Raw genomic sequence first — 24,023 nt, forward strand, 5'->3', positions numbered from 1 at the left:
GCCCTTCAGCTGTGGTGACAGTAGATCTGGTCGACGATCCGCTGGGATCGCAGCGCCTCCTCGGGGCCGATCCAGAACGGTTCCGGGCTGCCGAGCGACCGGTAGAAATCGGCGATCAGCAGCTCGTGCGAGACGCCCCAGTAGTTGCGTCCGGCGGTCCCGGCCCGGCGTTCGGCGGTCACCTCGGTGCGGCCGCCGGCGTGGGTGACGGTCAGGTCGCCCCGGATCAGCAGGGTCGTCTCATCGGTGACGATCTCGATGGTCACCGGGGAGTCGGTCGCGTTGGTGACCGTGGCGAAGAAGACGCTGCGCGCCCCGCCGGCGTGTCCGAGCAGCGCGTGGGCGGTGTCCTCGACGTCGATGCCGGGGAAGTCGCCGTAGCGGCCGGTGTGGCTCGCGACGCTCTCGACGTCGCCGAGCAGCCACTGCAGGAGGTCCAGGGTGTGGATGGCCTGATTGATCAGGACTCCGCCCCCGCTGCGCTCGCGGCGGCCGCGCCACGGACTGTCCCGGTAGTAGCTCGGGTCGCGATGCCACAGCACGGTCGCCGAGCCGCTTCTCGGTGGACTGTCCCGGAGATGTTCCCGGGCGGCGATCGAGGTGGCGTTGTACCGGTTCTGCAGGCAGACGCCGATCTTGCGGTCGGGGAACGCCTTGGCCGCGGCGACCAGCCGCTCGGCCTCCTCGACGGTGTGCGCGACCGGTTTCTCGAGCAGCACGTGCGCGCCCCGCTCGAGAGCGTCGATCGCGACCGGCACGTGCTGGTCGTGCGGCGTGCAGATGTGCACCACGTCCGGCCGCAGCTCGTCGAGCATCGCCCGGTGGTCGCGATAGCCGCCCGGGGCGCGGGCCGGGTCGATGTCGCACACCCCGACCAGCTCGGCGCCGATCGTCTCGATCGCCGCGAGGTGCACCACCGACACCGTCCCGCACCCGATCACCGCGACCCGGGTCACTTGACCCCGCCCGCCGTCAGGCCGCCCACCAGATAGCGCTGGAAGATCAGGTAGAGGATGACCACCGGCGCGGCGCAGACCAGGGAGGCCGCCATCATCTGCGAGTACACCGGCAGCGCGCCGCCCTCCTGCGCGGACCCGAAGATGGACAGCGCGACCGCGGCGGTGTGCGTCTCGGGCCGGGTCAGCACCGTCGCGAACAGGACGTCGTTCCAGCCGAGCAGGAAGGCGAAGATGCCGGAGACGACGATGGCCGGCAGGCTCAGCGGGAAGATGATCCGCCGCAGGATCACCAGCGTGGAGGCGCCCTCGGTGCGCGCCGCCTCCTCCAGCTCGCGGGGCAGGCCGCGCAGGTAGGTGACCATCACCCAGGTCGAGAACGGCAGGGCGAACGTCAGGTACGCCACGAACAGCCCCCAGCGGGTGCCCACCACGGTCAGGCCCAGGTAGTTGCCGGCCGACGAGAACAGCACGAACACCGGGAGCAGCATGAGGGTGCCCGGGATGCTCTGCAACCCGACCAGCCCGCGCAGGATCGTCAGCCGGCCGCGGAAGCTGTAACGGACCAGCACGTACGCGGTGGTGGTGCCGAGCAACGCGGACGCCACCGCGGTCACCCCGCAGACGATCAGGCTGTTCAGGATGCCGTTGGACAGGTCGGCGGTGGTCCAGATCCGGGAGTAGCTGTGCAGGCTGAACGAGCTGGGCCAGAACTCGCCGGACGCCACGCCGACGTCGCTGTTCAGCGAGGCCAGCACGATGTACAGCACCGGGACCAGCACGATCGCGCAGAGCAGCGCGGTCAGGACGACCAGCAGCGGCCGGGGCAGCAGCCGCTGGGCTTCGGCCGAGGCACTCATCGCCGGCCTCCTTCGTCGTGGACGTCCAGGCGGACCGCGCGCAGGTAGATGAAGAGCGGGATGGCGACCAGGATCAGCGACACCACGGCCATCGCCGCGCTGAGCCCGAACCGCAGGCTCTGGAAGCTGGTCACGTAGACGAGCATCGGCATGACGTTGACGTTGTCCGGCGCGGGCGCCCCGAACAGCACGAACGGCAGCGTGAAGTTGTTGATGTGGTTGAGCGTGGCGAGCAGGCAGGCCAGCAGCACCGGCCCGCGCAGGTACGGCAGGATCACCTTGTACAGCTTCGGCCACCAGGTGGCGCCGTCGACCGCGGACGCCTCGTGCACCTCGTGGTCGACCGACTGCAGGCCGGCCAGCGCCATCAGGTAGATGAACGGCCAGGCCGCCCAGATCTCCACCAGCACCAGCGTCCAGTACGCCCGGGGACCGCTCAGCCACAGCGTGCTGCCGTCGCCGAGGACCTTGTTGACGATCCCGTCCGGCTGGAGCATCGTGCGCCAGACCGTGGAGACCACGAACGACGGCAGCACGTACGGGATCAGGAAGATCGCCCGCACCAGACCCCGCCCGCGGTACGCGTTCTGGGTGACCAGCGCGGCGGCGATCCCGATCGGCACGGTGGCGACCGTGGACAGTACCGCGAACGAGACGCTGATCCAGATCGAGTGCAGCAGGCCGGAGCTGAACGACTCGGTGTAGTTGGCGAAGCCGATGAACGGCGCCTCGATCCAGCGGCGCAACGAGTACTGGTCGAGGTCGATCAGCGAGATCCACAGGGCGAGCGCCAGCGGGATCAGGACGATCAGGATCATCAGCACCCCGCCGGGCGTGAGCAGCCACAGCGGACGCTGTCGCTCGGTCACGCCCCGGCGGCGCTGCTGTTTCGGCGCCGTCTTGTCCGGCGGCCGGATCAGGGTGGTCATCTACTTGGCCCGGTCCAGCGCGGACTGGGCGGACTTCTGGGCGGCGGCGAGCCGGGTGTCGATCTGCGCGGTGCTGATCGGTCCCTTGGTCAGGTCGGGCAGTGTCTGCACGGCCACGTTGGTCAGCGCCAGCTGGATGTCGCCCCAGGCGCCGGTGAACGGGGTCGCCACCGACTTCTGCGCGGCCTCGGTGACCGGGGCCAGCCGCTGGTCGGACGCCAGTGACTGCAGGGCGGAGGCGTTGGCCGGCAGGTTGCCGAACTTCTGGTAGTAGTCGAGCTGCACCTCGGGATCGGTGACCAGCTTGACGTACTCGAAAGCCAGGTCCTTGTTCTTGGAGTAGTCGGCGACCAGAAGGTTGTCACCGGAGAGGATGCTGGCGGCCTCGACGCCGTTCGCGGGCCGGCTGGTGGCGCCGGGCGGGACGGTCGGCAGCAGGGCGAACGCCCACTTGCCCTTCACCGCGCCCTGTTCCAGCGAGTTGGTGGCGGTGGTCGTGGTCAGCAGGAAGTAGCCGGTCTTGCCCTTGGCGAACGCGGCCAGCGCCTGCGGGTTGGTCCAGCCGACGGCGGCGGGGTCGACCACCTTGTCGGTGGCGAGCCAGCCGAAGTACGTCGAGAACGCCTTCTGCACGGCCGGGTCCTGCAGTTTCGCCGTCTTGCCGTCGACCAGCGGGTTGCCCGCCTGCACCGACATGCCCCAGGCGAACTTCCACGGGTCGAAGTTGTCCTTGTACGCGATCGCCAGCCCGTACTGGTCGCCCTTGGTCAGCTGCTTGGCCTGCTGGGTCAGCTCGTCCCAGGTGGTCGCCGGCTTGGCGATGCCGGCCGCCTTCAGCAGCTCGGTGTTGTACGCCATCACGAACGGCCGGCTGACCCACGGGATGCCGACCTGGTTGTTGTCGTCCGGCCCGGAGATGCCCAGGGTGGCCGGGTTGAATTTCTCCTTGCCGCCGATCTTCTTCCACTCGTCGTCGCCCATCTTCACGAAGGCGCCGGTCGAGTAGGCGGTCGGGGTGAACGTGGTGCCGACCGCGTAGACGTCCGGCCCGGAGCCGGACACCACCGAGGTCTGGATCTTGGTGAGCTCGTCGTTGGCGCTGGCGAACGTCTCGAACTTGACCGTCGCGCCGGTCGCCGCCTTGAACTTGTCGCTGATCGACTTCTGCCAGGCCGCGAACTGTTCGGGGAACTGGGTGTTGGCGCCGATCAGGACGTTCAGGGTCTTGCCCGCACCGCCACCGCCACCGCTGTCGTCGTCGCCACCGCAGGCGGTCAGGGCCGCGGTCAGCACCGTCACGCCGGCCAGGGCCGCCGCCGTCCGTATCTTCCGGTTGAGCATGGGTCTCCTTTGCGCCGATGCCGGTACGGAGTGACCCGCATCACTGTTACGCGATGGTTTCCCCAGCTCCACGCCGGACGCAACGAGTTGCCAGTTGTTGCCCGGCGGCCGAGGCAACAGGTGGCAACCGCTTGCCACCGGGCGAGACGCGCGTCGAGGCTCGGGCGCATGGCCGCCCTGACGCCGCACCCCGATCGGCTGCTGCCCGCCGATCCGGGAGTGCGCTCCCTCGCCCGCCGTCTCTACGAGACCGTCCGCGAGCTGCCGATCGTCAGCCCGCACGGGCACGTCGACCCGAAGATCCTGCGCGACGACACCCCGTTCGCCGATCCGACGTCGCTGTTCGTGCAGCCCGATCACTACGTGACCCGGTTGCTGCACGCGGGTGGGGTGCCGCTCGAGGCGCTCGGGGTGGGGGAGGGGCCGTTGCCGGAGGACCGGGCGCGGGCGGCCTGGCGGCTGCTGTGCTCGCACTGGCACCTGTTGCGGGGCACGCCGGTGCGGTACTGGTTCGACAGCTCGTTCGCCGCGGTCTTCGGGATCACGTCGCGGCCCTCGGCGGAGAACGCGGACGCGCTGTACGACCGGATCGCGGAGCAGCTCGCGCAGCCGAGTCATCGGCCCCGGGCATTGCTGTCGCGGTTCGGGATCTCCTTCCTGGCCACCACCGACGACCCGGCCGACGACCTCTCCGCGCACCGTGCCCTGCGGGATGATCCGGCGGTCGGCACGGTCGTCGCCCCGACGTTCCGGCCCGACCGCTACCTCGAGGTGGGCCGCCCGGGCTGGCCGGCGCTCGTGAAGGAGCTGGGCGGGGACACCGACTCCTACGCCGGCTACCTCTCCGCCCTGCAGGACCGGCGCCGCTATTTCATCGAGAACGGCGCGGTGTCCGCCGACCACGGGCACTTCGACGCCGGAACCGAGCCCCTCGCCGAGGCCGACGCGGTACGGATCTACCGCTCGGCGCTGGCCGGCACGGTCACGCCGGCCGAGGCGACCGCGTTCCGCCGGCACATGACCTTCGAGATGGCCCGGATGTCCTGCGACGACGGCCTGGTGATGACCCTGCACCCGGGGATCTGGCGCAACCACCACCCGGCGACCGCGGCCCGCTTCGGCCCGGACACCGGCCACGACATCCCGGTCGCGGTCGAGTACACCCGGGCCCTGCGGCCGCTGCTCGAACGGTTCGGTACCCACCTCGGCTTCCACCTGGTGCTGTTCACCGTCGACCCCACCGTCTACAGCCGCGAGATCGCCCCGCTGGCCGGCTTCTACCCGTCGGTGTACGCGGGCGCGCCGTGGTGGTTCCTCGACAATCCCGCCGAGATCCGGAACTACCAGCGGGCGGTCACCGAGATCGCCGGGTTCGGCAAGCTGTCCGGCTTCATCGACGACACCCGGGCGTTCTGCTCGATCCCGGCCCGGCATGACATGTCCCGCCGCCTCGACGCCGGATTCCTGGCTTCGCTCGTGGCCGAGCACCGGCTCGACGAGGATGAGGCGATGGACACGCTGACCTCCCTGGTCGTGAGCCAGCCGCGGGCGGTGTTCAAGCTGTGAGGGCGGTGCGGATCGTGCATCTGGGCCTGGGCGGCTTCTTCCGGGCCCACCAGGCCTGGTACACCGGCGCCGCACCGGGCGACTGGGGGATCGCGGCGTTCACCGGCCGCTCGGCGGCGCTGGCCGAGGCCCTGAACCGGCAGCAGGGGCGCTACACGCTGGTCGTGCGCGGGCCCTCGGCCGACGAGACATCGGTGCAGAGCGCCGTCACCTCGGCCTTCGCCGGCTCCGACCTGGCGGCGTGGCGCGACCATCTGGCCCGGCCGGCGGTTGCCGTCGTCACCCTGACGGTCACCGAGGCGGGCTACCGGCGCGGCCGGGACGGCGGTCTCGATCTGGCCGACCCGGAGGTGAACGCCGACGTGTCGGCACTGCGGTCGTCGTCCGGCCGGCCGTCGACCGTGCCCGGCCGGCTCGTGGCCGGTCTCGCGGCCCGACGCGACGCCGGTGCCGGTCCGGTGGCGGTGGTCTCCTGCGACAACCTGCCCGGCAACGGCGAGGCGACCGCCCGGGTGGTCCGCGAACTGGCCGCCCTCGCCGACCCCGGGCTGGCCGGCTGGATCGACGCGAACGTCACGTTCCCCAGCACGATGGTCGACCGGATCACCCCCCGGACCACGCCCGACGACGTACGCGCGGTGGCCGCGCTCGGCTGGGACGACGCCGTCCCGGTGGTGACCGAACCCTTCACCGAATGGGTCCTCAGCGGTGACTTCCCGGCCGGCCGGCCGGCCTGGGAGGCGGCCGGCGCCCGCTTCGTGGCCGACGTGACCCCGCACGAGACCCGCAAACTCCTCCTGCTCAACGGCGGACATTCCCTTCTGGCGTACGCCGGGAGCGCGCGCGGGCACACCACGGTCGCCGAGGCGGTGGCCGACCCGTCGTGCCGCCGCCGGCTGGACGAGTGGTGGGACGAGGCCGCCCGGCACGTCCCGCTGCCCGCGGCCGAACTCGTGGACTACCGGGCGGCGCTGCTGGTCCGCTTCGCCAACCCGCGGATCCGGCACACCCTCGCCCAGATCGCCGCCGACGGCTCCCAGAAACTGCCGATCCGGGTGCTCCCGGTTCTGCGCGGCGAGCGGGCCGCGGGCCGCCTGCCGGCCGGCGCGATCCGCATCCTGACCGCCTGGATCGACCACCTGCGCGGCGTGGGCGCCCCGGTCTCGGACGCGGGCGCGGCGCCCTACCAGGAGCGGGCCGGCTCACCACGGGACGTGCTGGCGCTGCTGGCCCCCGACCTGGCCGACGACACCGACCTGGTCAAAGCCCTCGGCTGACCGGCCCACGACCAGGCCGGCCGCGGCCGCCGCGGCGATCGCGTCGTGCAGGACGAGCCGCTCCGGCCGGCCGGAGCGGCGGGCCAGTTCGGCGATGTCCTCGAACTCGGGCATGACCTGCAGCAGCACACCGTCGCGGTGGGCGATCTTCACCGCGACGGTGTCGTCGCCCACCGGCACCCGGACGAAGGCCCGCTCCAGCGCGACCCGGCCGCGCGGGCTGTGCCGGATGCCGAGGGTGCTGGTGTCCCGGAAGATCCGATCCCGCAGCGCGGGCCCGAGGCCGGGCCGGCCGAGCACGCTCAGGGTGTGCGCGGGCCGCCCCTTCTTCATCAGGATCGGCGTCAGCCAGGCATCGGCCGCGCCGAGCTCGAGCAGGCCGGCCAGCACGCCGGGCCAGAGCCGGGGATCGAGATCGTCGACATTGCACTCCAGGAGCAGCAGCTCCTCGTCCGGCTCCCGGCTCGGCTCCCGGCTCGGCTCGCCGAGGAAGACGCGGACCACGTTCGCGCGGTCCGCCGGGTCGCGGGTCCCGGCGCCCACCCCGACCGCGTCGAGGGTCATCGGCGGCAGCGGCTCGCAGGTGCCGGCCAGCGACCGCACGAGCGCCATCCCGGTCGGGGTCGCCAGTTCACCATCACCGCCGGCCGAGGCCTGCCAGCCCCGGGCGAGCTCGGCGACCGCGGGCACCGGCACCGGCAGGCGGCCGTGGTGGGCGCGGACACTGCCCGAGCCGAGCGCCACCGGACCGGCCGAGACGACGGTGACCCCCAGGTCGGCCAGGGCCGCGCAGCAGCCGACCACGTCGGCGATCGCGTCGAGGGCGCCGACCTCGTGGAAGTGCACCTCGTCGGGGGAGATGCCGTGCACCCGCGCCTCCGCCTCGGCCAGCCGCCGGAACGTCGCCACGGCGGCCGCCCGGACCGGGTCGGGCAGGCCGGCGGCCGCCAGCAGTGCGTGCACATCGCGCCAGGTGCGTTCGGGGGAGTCGATCTCGGCCATGGTGACCTCGGCCTTGAGCGCGCGAAGCCCGGCCCGGCTCACCTCGTGCGTCCCGATCTCCACCGCCCCGCCGGCCACCGTGGCCACCGCGGCCCGCACCGCGTCGAGGCTCGCGCCCGCGTCCAGGAGCGCGCCGAGCAGCATGTCCCCGGCCACGCCTGCGGACGCGTCGATCCACAGCCGCCGGCCGGTCACGGCGCGGCGATCTGGGCGGCCAGGTGACCGGCCCCGTAGCCGTTGTCGATGTTGACCACGGCCACCCCCGGTGCGCAGGCGTTCAGCATGGTGAGCAACGCGGCCAGACCCTCGAACGCGGCGCCGTAGCCCACCGACGTCGGCACCGCCACCACCGGTGCGGCGATCAGGCCGGCCACCACGCCGGGCAGGGCGCCGTCCATCCCGGCCACCACCACAACCACCCGGGCGCGGCGCAGCATCTCCAGGTGGGACACGATCCGGTGCAGGCCGGCCACGCCCACGTCGACCACCAGCCGGGTCTCGCGGCCCAGATATCGGGCCGTCAGCATCGACTCGCGGGCGACCGGTAGGTCGGACGTGCCGGCCGCTACGACCACCACGAGCCCGCCGCGCGGGGCGGGGACCGGCGCCGGCCAGGCCAGCAGGCCCGCCGCCGGGTCGTGGAAGGCGTCCGGCAGGGCCCCGAGCACCGCCTCCGCGTGCGCCGGCGACGCCCGGGTGAAGAGCGTGACCACGTCCGGCCGGGACCGCACCGCGGCGGCGATCCCGGCCACCTGCTCGAGTGTCTTGCCGGCGCAGTAGACCGCCTCCGGGTAGCCGCGCCGCTCCGAGCGGCCCAGATCCAGGTCGGCGTAGGACTCGAGGTCGGTCACGAGGCATCCCGGGTGAACGCGCCGGACTGGATGCCGGCCAGATCCAGGGCAACGAACCGGAAACCGGCCGCGAGCACCGCCGCCCGCACCTCGGAGCGCAACGGATCACCGGCCGCCCGCACCAGGTCGTCGACCGGGAGTTCGAGGCGGGCGACGGGGCCGTGATGGCGTACGCGTAAGTCGGCGAATCCCAGCCGGCGCAGCGCCGCCTCCGCGCGTTCCACCTGGCTCAGCTTTTCCGGGCTGACCGTCGAGAAATGCGGGATCCGGGAGGCCAGGCAGGGCGCGGCCGGTTTGTCGGCGCTGGCCAGACCGAACGCCCGGGCCACCGCCCGCACGTCCGCCTTCGTCAACCCGGCGGTCGCCAGCGGCGTCAGCACCCGGTGCTCGGCCGCTGCCCGCGCCCCCGGCCGGTCGGTCCGGCGCACGTCGTCGGCGTTCTCCCCGTACGCGATCGCGTCCAGCCCGTGCGCCACCGCGACCGCCGCGTCGATCCGGGTGAACAGCTCGTCCTTGCAGTGGAAGCACCGGTCCGGACCGTTCGCCCGGTACGCCGCGCGGGCACCCTCGTGCGTCTCGACCTCGGCCAGCGGCACCCCCACCTGCCGGGCCACGTCGTGCGCCGCGGCCCGTTCGTCGGCGGCCAGGCTCGGCGACACCCCGAGGATGGCGACCACCCGGTCGGCGCCCAGCGCCCGCGCGGCCAGCGCCAGCAGCACCGACGAGTCGACCCCGCCGGAGAAGGCAACGCCGAGACGGCCGACCCCGGCCAGTTGATGGGCGATATGGCTGGTGGCCCGGGAGGCCAGATCGTGGTCCATGTCCGTCATTCCACGCCGGAGATGCCGTCCGGCGGCAAGCAGTTGCCAGAAGTTGCGCCATCAGGGCGGAACCGGTCGGCGAGAGGCTATTTTTCTCGGATGAGTCTTCTTGATGATGTGGCGAAGCGGGACGCCTGGCGATGCTGGGTGTGCGACGAGCCGGTCGACGCCGACATGTCGGTGAACGATCCGCGTGGCCCGAGCGTCGACAGCCGCACCGCCGACAAGAAGGCCAAGGTGGCCGAGCGGCTCGCGCACCGCGCCTGCAACACCCGCAAGGGCGCGGTCAAGGTGGTCATCGCCTGGCCGGACCGCCTGCACGTGGTGGAGCCGGCCCCGCTCATCGCGGTCGCCGACCGCCTCGAACGCAAGGGCGGCCGCGAGCTGGTGGCCCGGTGCCCGAGCAAGAAGGACGCTCAGGAGGCGGCCGACTGGCTGGTCGACCGGTTCTCCCGGCTGGTGCCCGGCCTGCCGGTGACGGCGAGCGTCGACGCGGGCGGCGGACAGTTCCTGGTCGCGCTGACCGCGGGCCGCCGCTGAAGGGCCCGGCCGCGGTCAGGTGAGCACCGGAAGTTCCCGGGCCAGCGGCGCGGCTTCGATCTGCGCGGCGTCGGGGCGCACCCGGCCGGTGCCGAGCAGCGCCACCGTCGCATCCGTCCAGTCCGCCGGGAAGGCGCCGCCGACCAGGGCCTCCACGGTCAGCCGGGCGAGCCGCAGCGCCGCCGGGACCGGCGGGTCGTCGTCCCGGAGCAGGTCGAGGTGGTGGACGGCCAGCTCGACGGCCCAGGTCGCCAGGAAGTCGCCGGTGGTGAGCACCTGACCCTGGAACCGGACCCGGCCGGGCCGCAGGGCGGTCGTCGCGGAGCGGACCCCGGCCACCGTGGGCAGCAGATGCGTGACCGCCCCGGACGGCCGGCGGTAGGCCGCGCCGAGCCGCTGCACGAACCGCAGGCCGTCGAGGTCGTCATCATCGCCCGGGGTGGGCGCCTGCCAGTACCGGGCCGCGTCCGAGTCGGCCGCCGCGTCGGTCGGGCTGACCAGGCCGAGCAGCATCTCCTGCAGGGCCAGGTGCACGTGGACGATCAGGTCACCCACCGTCCAGCCGAGACAGCGGCTGGGGGCCAGGAGCTGCCGCGAGCCCAGGTCGCGGACCGCAACCTCGAACGCGGACAGCTGGGCCAGGAACGTGTCCCGGGCCTCGTCGTGGCCGACGTGCATCAGCCGGTCACCTTCCCGTCGGCGACCTCGAGATGCCGGTCGGTCTCGACCGCGTCGAGCATCCGCCGGTCGTGGGTGACCAGCAGCAGGGTGCCGGTGTAGGAGGACAGGGCCGACTCGAGCTGTTCGATGGCGGCCAGGTCGAGGTGGTTGGTGGGTTCGTCGAGGACCAGCAGGTTGACCCCGCGGGCCTGCAGCAGCGCGAGCGCGGCCCGGGTGCGCTCGCCCGGGGAGAGGGAGGCGGCCGGGCGGGGCACGTGCGCCGCCCGCAACCCGAACTTGGCCAGCAGCGTCCGCACGTCCGCGTCGGGCATCTCCGGGACCTCCGCCCCGAACGCCGTCATCAGCGACTGGTCACCGAGGAACAGTCCGCGCGCCTGGTCGATCTCGCCGACCACCACGCCCGGCCCGAGACTCGCCGTCCCGCTGTCGAGGGGAAGGCGCCCGAGCATCGCCGCCAGCAGCGTCGACTTCCCGGACCCGTTCGCCCCGGTGATCGCGACCCGGTCGGCCCAGTCGATCTGCAGGGTGACCGGCCCGAGGGTGAAGTCGCCGCGGCGCACCACCGCCTCGCGCAGCGTCGCCACCACCGCACCGGCTCGCGGCGCGGCGGCGATCTCCATCCGCAGTTCCCACTCCTTGCGGGGTTCCTCGACCACGTCGAGCCGCTCGATCAGCCGTTCCGTCTGGCGGGCCTTGGCGGCCTGTTTCTCGCTGCTCTCGCCGCGGAGGTGCTTGCCGATCTTGTCGTTGTCCGGGACCTTGCGGCGCGCGTTGCGGACCCCCTTCTCCATCCAGGCGCGCTGCATGCGGGCCCGTTCGAGGAGGTCCTCCTTCTTCCCGGCGTACTCGTCGAACTGCTCCCGCGCGTGCCGCCGGGCCCGCTCGCGTTCCTCCAGGTAGGCGCCGTAGCCGCCGCCGAACAGGTTGACCTGCTGCTGCGCAAGATCCAATTCAAGGACCTCGGTCACCGTACGGGTGAGGAACTCGCGATCGTGGCTGACCAGCACGGTGCCGGCCCGCAGCCCACGAACGAACTCCTCGAGCCGGCCCAGCCCGTCCAGGTCGAGGTCGTTGGTCGGCTCGTCGAGCAGGAAGATGTCGTACCGGCTGAGCAGCAACGACGCCATGCCGGCCCGGGCCGCCTGGCCACCGGAAAGCGCCGTCATCGGATGGTCGAGGGCCACGGTCAGCCCGAGTTCCCCGGCCACCTGCACGGCGCGTTCGTCCAGGTCGGCGCCGCCGAGGTCGAGCCACCGCTCGAGGGCCACCGCGTACTCGTCGTCGGCGCCGGCCGCCTCGGTGGCCAGCCGTTCCGCGGCCGCGTCCATGGCCTCCTGGGCCGGACCGACCCCGGTGCGGCGGGCGAGGAAGTCGCGCACACTCTCGCCGGCGCGTCGCTCCCGCTCCTGCGGGAGATAGCCGACATTGGCGGTGGGCGGGCTCAGCGTGACGGTGCCGCCTTCGGGGGGTACGAGTCCGGCCAGCGTGCGCAGCAGCGTCGTCTTGCCGGCCCCGTTCACCCCGACGAGGCCGATCACGTCGCCCGGGGCGACCACCAGATCGAGCCCCGAGAAGAGAACGCGGTCGCCGTGGCCTGCGGCAAGTTCCCGGCCGATCATCGTGGCGCTCATATCGCCCAGAATGATATGGCCCCGGCCGGGTCAGCCGGTGATGGGGACCGCGGTTCCGCTGACCCGCACGCCGGGCTCGCCCGCCACCAGCTGCACGGTGATCCGGCTGGGGCGGCCCATGTCGTCGCCCTGGCGCAGCAGCACGGTGTCGTCGTCCGCGGCGATCCACAGTTCGCGCAGGTAGGCGCCGAACGCGGCGGCGGCCGCGCCGGTGGCCGGGTCCTCGTAGACGCCGCCGATCGGGAACGGGTCGCGCACGTCGAACGTGTCGTCGGTCGCGCGGAACACCAGCTGCACCGTCGTCCAGCCGCGGTCCGTCATCAATGCCTTCAACGCCGGCTCGTCGTAGTCCAGGTCGGCGAGGCGCTGCCGGCTGCCGACGGCGAGGATCGGGTGGTACGCGCCGGCGTAGGCGACCCGGGGCGGCAGCGACTCGTCGAGGTCGAAGTCGTTCCAGCGCAGCGCGGCCAGCAGGGCGGTGAGGTCGTCGCCGGGCAGGTCGGCGACGGTGGCCGGCACACTGGTCAGGGTGGCCCGGCCGGCGTCGTCGACGCTCACCGGCACCTCGCCGGCGTTGGTGACGAAGACGTGCTCGCCCGGCCCCAGCGCGACCGCGGTGGCCACGGTCGCGTGCCCGCAGAACGGAATCTCGGCCAGTGGCGCGAAGTAGCGGACCCGGTGTCGGTCGCCATCGGCCGAGACCCGGAACGCGGTCTCCGAATAGCCGACCTCGGCCGCGATGGCGAGCATCTCGTCGTCACCGAGACCCGTCGCGTCGAGCACGACGCCGGCCGGGTTTCCGCCCTTCGGGTCGTCGGTGAACGCCGCGTATCGCAAGATTTCCGCCATACGCTCAGCCTGCCCGTATCGGCGACGCTCGCGCCAGTCGGACATCGGTCACAGCGGGATTGGCGGGATTCCGCCGGTCGCCCGCGCGGGACGGGCGGGTGGTCGGGCGGCGCGCGGGACTGGCGGGCGGCACGCGCGGAGCGGCGGTCGCTCGCGCGAGACGCGCGGCACGCGCGGGACTGGCAGGTTGCTCGCGCTGCTCGGCGGGACCGTGGATGCCCGTACTTATGAAATGCGCGGCAATGGCGGTCAGCCTTCGCGGCCGCGGGTTTATTCCCGAAATGGGTGCCACGTTGATCTCATTGAAGTGTCCGTTCGGCGGAGTAGCGTTCCTGCCGTGACAGACGCTGTTATCGCGATCACGCCCGTGCCGCCCGCTGACCTGCCCCGCACGGTGGGGGAGCTGCGCGCCGCGGGGCATGAATACCGGACGGTCAAGGAAGAGCTGCGGGCCAATCTGCTGGAGCGGCTGCGGGCGGGGGCGCCGCGGTTCCCGGGCATCGTCGGTTATGACGACACGGTGCTTCCGGAGGTCGAGCGGGCGCTGCTGGCCGGGCACGACATGGTGTTGCTGGGGGAGCGGGGGCAGGGCAAGACCCGGCTCATCCGCGGGCTGATCGACCTGCTCGACGAGTGGACCCCGTTCATCACCGGCTCCGAGCTGCACGAGCACCCCTATGCGCCGATCACGCCGGCCTCCCGGCGGCTGGCCTCGGAGACCGGCGATCTGCTGCCGGTGTCGTGGCTGCACCGCTCGGAGCGTTACGGGGAGAAGCTCGCCACCCCCGACACCAGCGTGGGTGACCTGATCGGTGACGTCGACCCGATCAAGGTGGCCGAGGGGCGGGCCCTCGGCGACCCGGAGACCATCCACTTCGGTCTGGTGCCGCGCACCAACCGGGGCATCTTCGCGGTCAACGAGCTTCCCGACCTGGCCGAGCGCATCCAGGTGTCGCTGCTCAACGTGCTGGAGGAGCGCGACATCCAGGTGCGCGGCTACCAGCTGCGGCTGCCGCTGGACCTGCTGCTGGTGGCGTCGGCCAACCCGGAGGACTATACGAACCGCGGGCGGATCATCACCCCGCTCAAGGACCGGTTCGGCGCCGAGATCCGCACCCACTACCCGGTCGATCTCGCGCTCGAGACGGCGCTGATCCGGCAGGAGGCGGGGCTGGTCGCGGCCGTTCCCGACCACCTGGTCGACGTGCTGGCGCGCTACACGCGGGCGGTGCGGGAGTCGCCGTCGGTCGACTCGCGGTCGGGCATCTCGGCGCGGTTCGCGATCGCGGCCGCCGAGACCGTGGCCGCCTCCGCGCTGCGCCGGGCCGGGCTGCGCGGCGAGCGCGAAGCGGTGGCCCGGGTCTGCGACACCGCCTCGGTCACCTCCACCCTGCGGGGCAAGGTCGAGTTCGAGAGCGGTGAGGAGGGGCGGGAGACCGAGGTCCTCGCTCACCTGCTGCGGGTCGCCACGGCCGAGACGTTCCGCGACCGGCTGGGCGGGCTCGACCTGTCCGGGTTCACCGACCTGGTCGCCGAGGGGGCCATCGTCGAGACCGGCGACCTCGTCTCGGCCGAGGAGCTGCTGGGGCAGATCGGCACGGTTCCGGGGCTGGCCAAGGTGCTCGACCGGCTCGGTCTCGGCGACGCGCCGAGCCCGGGGCAGGCGGCGTCGGGCATCGAGTTCGTGCTGGAGGGGCTGCACCTGACCCGGCGGCTCGCCAAGGAACTCACCGACGACGGACGCACTCTCTACGGGAGCTGACAGCGTGGCGGGGAATCGTTTTCGGTACGGTGCGTGGCGCGACGGGCCCGATCCGCTCGCGCCGCCCTACGACGTGCGCGCGGCCGTCGACGAGGTGGGTGAACGGGTGCTCGCCGGCGACAGCCTGCGCGACGTGCTCCGCGAACTGGTCCGGCGCGGGCCGCAGGACGGGCGCGGGCTCGACGAGCTGCGCGACCGGGCCCGCCGGATGCGGCGGCAGGCCATGCGGCGGGGCAATCTCGACGGGGCGGTGACCCGGGCGCAGCAGCTTCTCGACCAGGCGCTCGCGGCCGAGCGGGACGCACTGCGGGCCTCGGCGGACGACGACGCGCGGTTCGCCGAGGCGGTGCTGGACAACCTGCCCCGGTCGACGTCGCGGGCCGTCGAGGAATTGTCAGAATATAATTGGACTTCTGACGAAGCGCGTGGCCTCTACCAGCAGATTCTCGACGGCTTGAAGCGCGAGGTCGTCGAGCAGCGGTTCGCCGGGATGAAGCAGGCCCTGGAGAACGGCAATTTCGACGGTGTCTCGGAAATGGTCGAGGACCTCAACAACCTCCTGCGGCGACACGCCCGGGGCGAGGACACCAGCGACGCTTTTCAGCAGTTCATGTCCAAGCACGGCCAGTTCTTCCCGGAAAATCCGGCCAACGTCGAGGAGCTGATCGACTCGCTCGCCCGGCGGGCGGCGGCGGCCGAGCGGCTGATGCGGTCGCTCTCGCCGCAGCAGCAGGAGGAACTCTCCCGGCTGATGGACCAGGCACTCGGCGACGGGCCGCTGCGCGGTCAGCTCGCCGAGATGACCGACAACCTGCGTGCGCTGCGACCCCAGCTCAACTGGGGGCGCGGGGAGCGCGTGCGCGGCCCGAACGACCTCGGCTACGGTGACGCGGCCGCGGCCCTCGGCGAGATCGGCGACCTGGACGAGCTGCTGGAGCAGCTGAACCAGGAGCATCCGGGGGCGACCCTGGACGACATCGACGTGGAGATGGTGGAGCGGCAGCTCGGCCGGGGCGCCGCCGACGACGTGCGGCGGCTGCGCGACCTCGAACGGGAGCTCTCCCGGCAGGGCTGGGTGAGCCGCGACGAGGAGGGGCTCACGCTGTCGCCCAAGGCGCTGCGCCGGCTCGGCCGCACCGCCCTGGCCAAGGTCTTCGACGAGCTGTCCGGCAAGCGGCAGGGCCAGCACGACCTGCGCGACGCCGGCGCGGCGGGCGACCTGATCGGCTCGTCCCGGCGCTGGGAGTACGGCGACGAGCAACCGCTCGACGTGGTCCGCACCATCGGCAACGCGGTCCGCCGGCGAGCGTCGTCGGGCGGCACCGCGACCCTGCCGGTGCGGCTGACGCCCGACGATTTCGAGGTGGCCGAGACCGAGCACCGGGCGTCGGCCGTGGTCGCGCTGTGCGTCGACCTGTCCTACTCGATGTTCGCGGACGGCCGCTGGGGCCCGATGAAACAGACCGCGCTCGCCCTGTCGCACCTGGTCGCGACCCAGTTCCCGCAGGACTCGCTGCAGATCATCGGGTTCGGCAAGTACGCCTCGGTGCTGTCCCAGGGGCAGCTCGCGGCGATCGACCCCACCGCCGAGAAGGGCACCAACCTCCAGCACGCGCTCAACCTGGCCGGCCGGCACCTGCGCCGGCACCCGGGGGCCGAGCCGGTGGTGATGGTGGTGACCGACGGCGAGCCGACCGCGCACCTGGAGGACGGCGAGTCGTACTTCTGGTGGCCCCCGCTGCCGGAGACCATCCGCGCGACGATCCACGAGGTCGATCATCTGACCCGGTACGGCGCCACGCTCAACTTCTTCATGCTGGGTGAAGATCCGGGCCTGCAACGGTTCGTGGGCCGGGTGGCCGAGCGCAACGGCGGCCGGGTGTTCAGTCCGGACGCCGAGGAGTTGGGCCGCTACGTGGTGGACGACTACGTGCGCGCACGCCGGGGACGCCGATGAACTAGGTTCCTAGGACGGCGGACACGCTGTGCGGCACGCGACGGGTGACGGGCCGCAGGGTGAAGGCTGGTTATAGTGGCTCGGCGAGTGACCGTGAACCGGTCGGGGGCAAGCTTGCCCGGAGCCCAGGCCTGCGCCGGCTCCGGAGGGGGAGAGGAAGTCGCGATGTCGCAGCAGCCTGCGCCGTCCATCACCGCCTCCAACCGGATCTGGACGATCCCCAATGTGATCAGCTTCATCCGGTTGCTGGGTGTGCCGCTCTTCCTCTATCTGCTGCTCGGCCCGCAGCACGACGTGGCCGCCCTGATCGTGCTGGCCGTCGGCGGCACCACCGACTGGGTCGACGGCTTCGTCGCCCGCCGGATGAACTCGGTGAGCCGCCTCGGCGAGCTGCTCGACCCGTTCGCCGACCGGCTCTACATCCTGGCCACGCTGATCGGCTTCACCATCCGCGGCGTCGTCCCCTGGTGGCTGACCGGCGCGCTGCTGCTGCGCGAGGTGGTCATGGGAGTCGCGCTGCTGGTGCTGCGCCGGCACGGCCACTCCGGCGCGCTGCCCGTGCACTACGTCGGCAAGACCGGCACGTTCGTGCTGCTCGGCGCGTTCCCGATCCTGCTGCTCGCGCACGCGGTCGACGCCACGTCGTCGTGGGCCACCCCGATCGGCTGGGGTCTCGCGTGGTGGGCGCTCGGCCTGTACTGGGCGGCCGCCGCCCTCTACCTGACCCAGATCGCCCAGTTGCTGCGCGCCGACCGGGTCCAGCCCACGGCGGCCACCGGATGACGTCCCCGACGCCCGACGAGACCCCGCCGAAGCGCGTCTTCACCCCCGACTTCCTCACCGAGCTGTTCCGCAACCCGCTCGACCCCGGTTACGCCGCCGCCGCGGCCCGCAAGGCCGTCGAAGGCAGCCCCACCGGCCCCCGCAAGCATCTGACCACCGGGTTCCTGGCTGTCACGCTGGTCGCCCTGGGCTTCCTGCTGGTCGTCGCCTACCAGCAGACCATCGCCGACGAGCCGGCCCGCACCAAGGCCCGCGCCACCCTGATCGACCAGGTGCAGAAGCGCCGCGAAGAGACGGTCCAGCTCCAGGAGAAGGCCGACGGGCTCAGCGACGAGGTCAACGAGCTGCGCGAACGCGAACTGGGCGGGGCCACCGTCGCGAAACTGCGCGACCTCGAGGCGGCCACCGGTCTCGCCGCCGTCAAGGGCTCGGGCGCCAAGGTCACCCTGGTCGACGGCCCCACCCCGATCAACGCGGTGACCGGCGAGCGCAACACCGTGGCCCGGGTCAAGGACACCGACCTGCAACTGGCCACCAACGCGCTCTGGTCGCTGGGCGCCGAGGCGATCACGATCAACGGCCAGCGCCTCACCGCGACCTCCACGATCCGGCAGGCGGGCGAGGCGATCCTGGTCGACTTCCGGCCGGTGAGCTCGCCGTACGAGGTGATCGCGATCGGCCCCGACGACCTCGGCAAGGACTTCGAGGACGGCTACGCGGGGCACTTCTTCAAGCAGCTGGTGGCCAAGTACGGCATGTCCTACTCGGCCCGCACGGCCAAGGACGTCACGCTGGCCGCGGCCACCGAACTGAAACTGCGGGTGGCCGTGCCGTCCACCCCTCCGCCCGCTCCCTCGGGCTCCTCGTTCCCCTCGGGCTCGGTGTCGGCCGGCCCGGAAGCATCGGAAGGCGGCCGATGATCGCCGTACTCGCCCTCGTCGCCGGTGTCGTCCTGGGCATCGTTTTCCACCCGAGCGTGCCGGCTCCCCTGTTGCCCTATCTGCCCATCGCCGTGGTCGCGGCGCTCGACGCGGTGTTCGGCGGGGTGCGCGCCAAACTCGACGGGATCTTCGACGACAAACAGTTCGTCGTCTCGTTCATCTCGAACGTGCTGGTCGCCGCCCTGATCGTCTATCTCGGCGATCAACTCGGCGTGGGCGGCCAGCTCTCCACCGGCGTCGTCGTGGTCCTTGGCGTGCGCATCTTCGGCAACGTCGCCGCCATCCGCCGCCACCTCTTCCGGGCCTGATCATGACCGAAGATCAAAACCAGGCCCGCGACCTGCCCACCGCCGGGCGGCGGCCTCCGCACGCCGAAAATCCCGATCCGGGTACGGGCGACGCCGCCCCCGAAAGCAACAGCCCCTCCGCAGAGGCGAACCGGGTGCAAAGCACCCCGTCCCGTGATGAGGCGACGGTCCCGACGACGAGACCGCCGTTCACGGCCCCCGACGACGAGGTGACCGCCCCGCTGGCCCGGCCACCCGCGCCGGCCCCGGCCGACGACCGGCCACCCGCGCCGGCCCCGGCCGACGACCGGCCATCCGCGCCGGCCCCGGCCGACGACCGGCCGGCCGGCGGCGAGCCCGCGACCTCGCCGGAATCCGGGCGTGATCTCGACGGGCCGACCCGGCGGATCCCGATGTCACTCGAACCGGTGACGGTGGAGACGGAAGCGCCCGCGCCGAGTGCCACGGGGCCGGGTGCGGAGCCCGTACCGGAAGCGGTTGATCCGGCCGTACCGGAGGAGGAAGCGCAGGCGGAGGCCGCGCCGGAAGCACCGGCGGCCGCGAAAGCGGCAGCGCCGCGCCGGCTCACCTCGGCCGGCACGCTGATCCTGGTGCTGCTGGCGCTGTTCGGCTTCACGCTCGTCGTGCAGTTGCGCAGCAACGACGGTGACCAGGGGCTGGCCACCATGCGCCAGGAGGACCTGGTGCGGATCCTGTCCGACCTCGACGCCAGCGACAGCCGGTTGCAGAGCCAGATCAGTGCCCTGGAGACCAGCCAGCGGCAACTGAGCTCGGGCGTGGCCGGCCGGCAGGCGGCACTCGCCGAGGCCGAGAAGCGCGCCGACGAGCTGGGCCTGCTGGCCGGCACCCTGCCCGGGCGCGGGCCGGGCCTGGTGATCACCATGGACAAGGTGAAGGCATCGGCGATCCTCAACGCGGTGCAGGAGCTGCGCGGGGCCGGCGGCGAGGTGCTGCAACTGGGCGGATCCAACGGTCAGAGCGTCCGGATCGTCGCGTCCAGCTACTTCGTCGACGCGGAGGGTGGCGGGATCATCGCGGACAACGCGCGGCTCAGCGCCCCCTACACCCTGTCGGTGATCGGATCGCCCCAGACTATGCAGACCGCGCTGCAGATCCCGGGCGGGGTGGTCGCGTCGGTGAACAGCAACGGCGGTAGCGTGACGATGGAACAGCAAGCCGAGGTCGAGGTGACCGCGGTGCGCCAGGCCAAGACTTTGCAGTACGCGCGGCCCGCCTCATGAGGGCCGGCCGGTTCGGTGAGACTACGGGAGAGATGCGTGATTCCTGAGGACCTGCGGTACACGGCGGAACACGAGTGGGTGTCCGGTGACGGCAGCGGGCCCGTGCGGGTGGGCATCACCCACTACGCGCAGGACGCGCTCGGTGACATCGTCTTCGTGCAGTTGCCCGAGGAGGGCACGGCGGTCGCGGCCGGCGATTCGCTCGGCGAGATCGAGTCGACCAAGAGCGTCTCCGAGATCTACGCGCCGATCGCCGGCACCGTCGTGTCGAAGAACGCCTCGCTGGCCGACGAGCCCGAGCTGATCAACGCGGAGCCGTACGCCGCGGGCTGGCTCGTCGAGATCGCACCGGACGATCCGGCGTCGATCGGGCAGTTGCTGGACGCGGCCGCTTATCAATCTTTGACGGACAGCTAGCCGCGCGTCCGGTTGCCCGCTGATATTGGCGCTGACTAGGCTCGCATTTGCATTTCTGGAAAGCCATGAAATTGAAGACCGATAGTCGTGCGTCCGGGCCTGACGGCTGCGGCGGGGGATCTTTGCCCGTGCCGCCTGGCGACGACCAACTGATCCGTGAGGTGGTCCGATGACGCGCCCAGACGACGAGTTTCCCCCACTCGACGTCACGTCCACGCTGAACCTCGGTGCGCTCGATGAGGTGCTGGAGGGTCCCGACACCGACGTGGTGCCGAGCCGGATGTCCGGTTCGCTCCCGCCGGGGATGGCGCTGCTGGTCGTGCGCCGGGGCCCCAACGCGGGCGCCCGGTTCCTGCTGGACCACGACGTGACCACCAGCGGCCGGCACCCCGACAGCGACATCTTCCTGGACGACGTGACGGTTTCCCGCAGGCACGCCGAATTCCACCGCGACGGCGGCACCTTCACGGTGCGCGACGTCGGCTCGCTCAACGGCACTTATGTGAACCGTGAGCGGGTCGAGGCGGCGACCCTGAGCAATGGGGACGAGGTGCAGATCGGCAAGTTCCGCCTGGTGTTCATCGCCGGCCCGCGGCCGGAGGGCGAGGGTAGCTGATCGTGAACGCGTCGGGGGCGGCCGCACGCGACCCAGGGCCACGCTCTGCGGGTCAGCGCGAGGCTGCGCTGATGAGCATCGGGGAGGTGCTGGCCCATCTGCGCACCGAGTTCCCGGACACGACGATCTCGAAATTGCGGTTCCTGGAGGCGGAAGGGCTGGTCGATCCCGAGCGCACCGCCTCCGGCTACCGCAAGTACTCGTGGAACGACGTGGCGCGGCTGCGCTTCGTGCTGACCGCGCAGCGGGACCAGTACCTCCCGCTGCGGGTGATCCGCGAGCAGCTCGACCGGATGGACGAGGAGCCGAGCGCCCCGGCGCGACCGGCGCTGGTCGCGGTGGGCAGCGAGAAAGCGGCCGATCCGTCCGACGCCCGGGTCCCCCGGGAGGATGTGATCGAACGCACTGGGGTCTCCCCGGCGCTGCTCGACGAACTCGAGCAGATCGGTCTCGTGACGGCGAAACCGCCGGGATGGTACGACGGTGACGCCGTGCTGATCGTCGAGGCCGTCGTCGGGCTGACCCACTACGGTCTGGAGGCGCGCCACCTGCGGGCGTTCCGGGCCGCGGCCGACCGCGAGGTTGGCCTGTTCACACAGCTTCTGGCGCCGCTGGTGCGGCAGAGCGACCCGGCCGCGAAGGCCCGGGCCGGCGAGACCGCACGCGACCTGCAGGCGTTGTCGCAGAAGCTGCACGCGGCGCTGGTGCGCGCCGGACTACGCGGGGAACTCGGCCGCTGAGCCGTTCCGGCGGGCGCCTGGAAGGCGTGTACCGTGCAGGATATGGGGGGCCGTGCGATGGCGGCGACGGGTAAAACAACGACACACGGAGGCGGGCGGTGCGCGAGCTGAGCGTGGTCGGGGTTCGGGTGGAGCTGCCGAGCAACCAGCCGATCGTCCTGCTGCGGGAGGTCGACGGTGATCGGTATCTTCCGATCTGGATCGGCGCCGTGGAGGCGACGGCCATCGCGTACGAGCAGCAGGGCGTGAAACCGGCCCGGCCACTCACCCACGATCTCCTCCGGGACATCCTCGCGGCCCTGCAGGCACCCCTGCGGGCCGTGGAGATCACCGAGCTGAAGGACAACGTCTTCTACGCCGATCTGCTGATCGGGGAGGACCTGCGGGTGTCCGCCCGGCCGAGCGACTCGATCGCCCTGGCGCTGCGCGTCGGCGCGCCGATCCGCTGCGCCGACCAGGTGCTGACCGAGGCCGGTATCGTCATCCCCGACGAGCAGGAGGACGAGGTCGAGAAGTTCCGCGAGTTCCTCGACCAGGTCCGCCCCGAAGACTTCGCCGGCTGATCACTTCCTCCGTACGCGGCGTGTCGCCGCATTACCTGACTGTTTCGGCGACCGCTGAGATATACGCTCGTGAAGTCCAGGTGAAGCGGCACCGCGCAGCGGGGAGGTAGTCGCGTGCACGAGCAGCCGGAAGAGGGCCCACTCGTCGGCGAGGACGGAACGGTTGGCTATCGAGGCGTGACGGCCTGCCAGGCGGTGGGCATCAGCTACCGCCAGCTCGACTACTGGGCACGCACCACGCTGGTCGTCCCGAGCGTGCGGGACGCGTCCGGCTCCGGCACCCAGCGCCTCTACTCGTTCCGCGACCTGGTCGTTCTCAAGGTCGTCAAGCGCCTGCTCGACGCCGGCGTCTCCCTGCAGAACATCCGCCGCGCCATCGAGACCCTGCGCTCGCGCGGCGTCGAAGACCTCGCCGGCATCACGCTCATCTCCGACGGCACCACGGTCTACGAGTGCCGTTCGCCGGAGGAGGTCGTCGATCTGCTGCAGGGCGGTCAGGGCGTGTTCGGCATCGCCATCGGCGGCGCCTTCAAGGAGATCCAGGGTTCCCTGTCGCACCTGCCGGCCGAGCCGGCCGCCGGCCCCACCCCGGTGGGCACCGGTGCGTCGGCCCAGGAGCCGGCGGCGGGCGACGAGCTCGCGGCCCGCCGGGCCCGCCGCCGCGCCGGTTAGGCGGTTGTCGGCGCTTTCCGTCGCAGTTTGACGGTGCTGTCGGTGCGTTCGATCATGTCGCCGTCCGGGCCTTTCTGCTGCCGCGGGTGAATCACCGCGGTCAGCACCTCCCACCCGTCACCCAGGTCGAGCGCCGTGATCAGCTCGTCGGGCGTGGGAAAGTGGATCTCCTGGTGGCCCTCCCCGCCGTCATGCCGGAACGGCCCGTGATCCATGTGCCCTTCGATCAGCAGCACCCCGCCCGGGCTCACCGCCGCCGCGGCCCGGCGCAGGATCTTCTCCCGGTCGAACTCCGCCCAGAAGTGCAGGAACTGCGCCGACACCAGGTCGAACTCGCCGTCCGGGAACGTCTCCGCCAGGTTGTGCCGCCGAAAATCAACCGTCACACCCGCCGCGGCGGCGTGCTCGGCGGCCCGCCGCAGCGCCACGCCCGAGATGTCGACCGCGGTGACCCGCCAGCCGTTGCCGGCCAGCCAGACCGCGTCGGCGCCCTCACCGCAGCCCAGATCGAGCGCCCGCCCCGGCGGCAGATCGCCGATCTCGGACACCAGCTGCACGTTCGGGTTGCCGCTCCAGATCCGGTTTTCCTCGCGGTAGCGGGCGTCCCAAGCTTCCTCGTCACTCATGCCTCCAGGATGCGGGGCGTTTCCACGGGCGCCGAGTTTCCTTGCCAGAACGGCAAACCGCCGCTCCCGTGGATCACGGTCTTGTAGCGTCGG

25 protein-coding genes are annotated in these 24,023 nt (G+C 71.9%); 14 read left to right on the forward strand and 11 right to left on the reverse strand.

From position 1 onward, the window contains the following. Nucleotides 1–5: 5 nt before the first annotated feature. Genes Ato02nite_RS32335 through Ato02nite_RS32350 form a run of 4 tightly spaced genes read right to left on the reverse strand, consistent with a single transcriptional unit; the run spans nt 6 to nt 4,086 of the window. The gene (locus tag Ato02nite_RS32335; protein ID WP_213010467.1) at nt 6–956 is read right to left on the reverse strand and encodes a Gfo/Idh/MocA family protein; all 951 of its coding nucleotides are present in this window, start codon (nt 954–956) and stop codon (nt 6–8) included. Beyond that, a complete protein-coding gene (locus Ato02nite_RS32340; protein WP_213010468.1) occupies nt 953–1,816 on the reverse strand; it encodes a carbohydrate ABC transporter permease in 864 nt (287 codons plus the stop codon). The genes Ato02nite_RS32335 and Ato02nite_RS32340 overlap by 4 nt, the downstream gene beginning before the upstream one ends. After that, nucleotides 1,813–2,745 (reverse strand): carbohydrate ABC transporter permease, encoded by a 933-nt coding sequence (locus tag Ato02nite_RS32345; RefSeq protein ID WP_213010469.1) that lies wholly within the window; start codon nt 2,743–2,745, stop codon nt 1,813–1,815. Before Ato02nite_RS32345 ends, Ato02nite_RS32340 begins: the two co-directional genes overlap by 4 nt. Further along, nucleotides 2,746–4,086 carry an ABC transporter substrate-binding protein gene (locus tag Ato02nite_RS32350; RefSeq protein ID WP_213010470.1) on the reverse strand — a complete coding sequence of 447 codons (1,341 nt, stop codon included), beginning with the start codon at nt 4,084–4,086 and terminating at the stop codon, nt 2,746–2,748. 168 nt (nt 4,087–4,254) lie between these two features. Here Ato02nite_RS32350 and uxaC point away from each other — a divergent pair, with 168 nt between their 5' ends. Together uxaC and Ato02nite_RS32360 are read left to right on the forward strand one after the other, a co-directional pair. Continuing rightward, nucleotides 4,255–5,652, forward strand: a complete 1,398-nt coding sequence (gene uxaC / locus Ato02nite_RS32355; RefSeq protein ID WP_213010471.1) for a glucuronate isomerase — start codon at nt 4,255–4,257, stop codon at nt 5,650–5,652. Between the two features lie 5 nt (nt 5,653–5,657). Then, nucleotides 5,658–6,929, forward strand: coding sequence for a mannitol dehydrogenase family protein (locus Ato02nite_RS32360; RefSeq protein WP_213010472.1), 1,272 nt, complete (start codon nt 5,658–5,660; stop codon nt 6,927–6,929). Here Ato02nite_RS32360 and larC read toward each other — a convergent pair. From larC to larE, 3 genes are read right to left on the reverse strand one after another with little or no spacing between them, the layout of a single operon-like run. Continuing rightward, the gene (gene larC, locus Ato02nite_RS32365) at nt 6,855–8,126 is read right to left on the reverse strand and encodes a nickel pincer cofactor biosynthesis protein LarC (protein ID WP_213010473.1); all 1,272 of its coding nucleotides are present in this window, start codon (nt 8,124–8,126) and stop codon (nt 6,855–6,857) included. The two genes, Ato02nite_RS32360 and larC, sit on opposite strands and share 75 nt — an antisense overlap. Further along, entirely contained in the window at nt 8,123–8,782 is a 660-nt protein-coding gene (larB, locus tag Ato02nite_RS32370) for a nickel pincer cofactor biosynthesis protein LarB (RefSeq protein ID WP_213010474.1), read from the reverse strand. The genes larC and larB overlap by 4 nt, the downstream gene beginning before the upstream one ends. Then, nucleotides 8,779–9,603 (reverse strand): ATP-dependent sacrificial sulfur transferase LarE, encoded by an 825-nt coding sequence (gene larE, locus Ato02nite_RS32375; protein WP_213010475.1) that lies wholly within the window; start codon nt 9,601–9,603, stop codon nt 8,779–8,781. The genes larB and larE overlap by 4 nt, the downstream gene beginning before the upstream one ends. Before the next feature lie 99 nt (nt 9,604–9,702). Here larE and Ato02nite_RS32380 point away from each other — a divergent pair, with 99 nt between their 5' ends. After that, nucleotides 9,703–10,143 (forward strand): hypothetical protein, encoded by a 441-nt coding sequence (locus Ato02nite_RS32380; protein ID WP_213010476.1) that lies wholly within the window; start codon nt 9,703–9,705, stop codon nt 10,141–10,143. A gap of 15 nt (nt 10,144–10,158) precedes the next feature. Here Ato02nite_RS32380 and Ato02nite_RS32385 read toward each other — a convergent pair whose 3' ends face one another. Genes Ato02nite_RS32385 through Ato02nite_RS32395 form a run of 3 tightly spaced genes read right to left on the reverse strand, consistent with a single transcriptional unit; the run spans nt 10,159 to nt 13,304 of the window. After that, nucleotides 10,159–10,821, reverse strand: coding sequence for a maleylpyruvate isomerase N-terminal domain-containing protein (locus tag Ato02nite_RS32385; RefSeq protein WP_213010477.1), 663 nt, complete (start codon nt 10,819–10,821; stop codon nt 10,159–10,161). Beyond that, nucleotides 10,821–12,455: an ABC-F family ATP-binding cassette domain-containing protein gene (locus Ato02nite_RS32390; protein WP_213010478.1), complete on the reverse strand. Its 1,635-nt coding sequence runs from the start codon at nt 12,453–12,455 to the stop codon at nt 10,821–10,823. Before Ato02nite_RS32390 ends, Ato02nite_RS32385 begins: the two co-directional genes overlap by 1 nt. A 30-nt stretch (nt 12,456–12,485) precedes the next feature. Continuing rightward, entirely contained in the window at nt 12,486–13,304 is an 819-nt protein-coding gene (locus tag Ato02nite_RS32395) for a PhzF family phenazine biosynthesis protein (RefSeq protein WP_213010479.1), read from the reverse strand. Between the two features lie 337 nt (nt 13,305–13,641). Between Ato02nite_RS32395 and Ato02nite_RS32400 the strand changes: the two genes are divergently transcribed. The 11 genes from Ato02nite_RS32400 to Ato02nite_RS32450 all read left to right on the forward strand — a co-directional run bounded on the left by Ato02nite_RS32400 (nt 13,642) and on the right by Ato02nite_RS32450 (nt 23,304). Then, the gene (locus Ato02nite_RS32400; protein ID WP_213010480.1) at nt 13,642–15,066 is read left to right on the forward strand and encodes a sigma 54-interacting transcriptional regulator; all 1,425 of its coding nucleotides are present in this window, start codon (nt 13,642–13,644) and stop codon (nt 15,064–15,066) included. Between the two features lie 4 nt (nt 15,067–15,070). Next, nucleotides 15,071–17,023, forward strand: coding sequence for a vWA domain-containing protein (locus Ato02nite_RS32405; protein ID WP_213010481.1), 1,953 nt, complete (start codon nt 15,071–15,073; stop codon nt 17,021–17,023). Nucleotides 17,024–17,188: 165 nt separating this feature from the next. Continuing rightward, on the forward strand, nt 17,189–17,806 hold the full coding sequence (clsA, locus tag Ato02nite_RS32410) for a cardiolipin synthase ClsA (RefSeq protein ID WP_213010482.1): 618 nt from the start codon (nt 17,189–17,191) through the stop codon (nt 17,804–17,806). Beyond that, complete coding sequence (locus Ato02nite_RS32415; RefSeq protein WP_213010483.1) at nt 17,803–18,726, forward strand: DUF881 domain-containing protein; 924 nt, start codon at nt 17,803–17,805, stop codon at nt 18,724–18,726. The genes clsA and Ato02nite_RS32415 overlap by 4 nt, the downstream gene beginning before the upstream one ends. Further along, a complete protein-coding gene (locus Ato02nite_RS32420; RefSeq protein WP_213010484.1) occupies nt 18,723–19,055 on the forward strand; it encodes a small basic family protein in 333 nt (110 codons plus the stop codon). The genes Ato02nite_RS32415 and Ato02nite_RS32420 overlap by 4 nt, the downstream gene beginning before the upstream one ends. A gap of 2 nt (nt 19,056–19,057) precedes the next feature. Beyond that, the gene (locus tag Ato02nite_RS51965; protein ID WP_246607690.1) at nt 19,058–20,296 is read left to right on the forward strand and encodes a DUF881 domain-containing protein; all 1,239 of its coding nucleotides are present in this window, start codon (nt 19,058–19,060) and stop codon (nt 20,294–20,296) included. A gap of 36 nt (nt 20,297–20,332) precedes the next feature. Then, nucleotides 20,333–20,713, forward strand: coding sequence for a glycine cleavage system protein GcvH (gene gcvH, locus Ato02nite_RS32430; RefSeq protein ID WP_213010485.1), 381 nt, complete (start codon nt 20,333–20,335; stop codon nt 20,711–20,713). 169 nt (nt 20,714–20,882) lie between these two features. Next, nucleotides 20,883–21,329, forward strand: a complete 447-nt coding sequence (gene odhI, locus Ato02nite_RS32435; RefSeq protein ID WP_202994510.1) for an oxoglutarate dehydrogenase inhibitor Odhl — start codon at nt 20,883–20,885, stop codon at nt 21,327–21,329. A gap of 71 nt (nt 21,330–21,400) precedes the next feature. Next, complete coding sequence (ftsR, locus tag Ato02nite_RS32440) at nt 21,401–22,069, forward strand: transcriptional regulator FtsR (protein ID WP_213010486.1); 669 nt, start codon at nt 21,401–21,403, stop codon at nt 22,067–22,069. A gap of 98 nt (nt 22,070–22,167) precedes the next feature. Next, the gene (locus tag Ato02nite_RS32445) at nt 22,168–22,632 is read left to right on the forward strand and encodes a bifunctional nuclease family protein (protein ID WP_020514441.1); all 465 of its coding nucleotides are present in this window, start codon (nt 22,168–22,170) and stop codon (nt 22,630–22,632) included. Nucleotides 22,633–22,746: 114 nt separating this feature from the next. Continuing rightward, nucleotides 22,747–23,304, forward strand: a complete 558-nt coding sequence (locus Ato02nite_RS32450; protein WP_213010487.1) for a MerR family transcriptional regulator — start codon at nt 22,747–22,749, stop codon at nt 23,302–23,304. Here the strand turns inward: Ato02nite_RS32450 and Ato02nite_RS32455 are convergent. Further along, the gene (locus tag Ato02nite_RS32455) at nt 23,301–23,930 is read right to left on the reverse strand and encodes a class I SAM-dependent methyltransferase (RefSeq protein WP_213010488.1); all 630 of its coding nucleotides are present in this window, start codon (nt 23,928–23,930) and stop codon (nt 23,301–23,303) included. The genes Ato02nite_RS32450 and Ato02nite_RS32455 overlap by 4 nt on opposite strands. Between the last annotated feature and the right edge of the window lie 93 nt (nt 23,931–24,023).

Origin of the sequence: Paractinoplanes toevensis (genome assembly GCF_018332695.1) — a bacterium.
In the GTDB taxonomy this organism is placed as follows: Bacteria; Actinomycetota; Actinomycetes; order Mycobacteriales; family Micromonosporaceae; genus Actinoplanes; species Actinoplanes toevensis.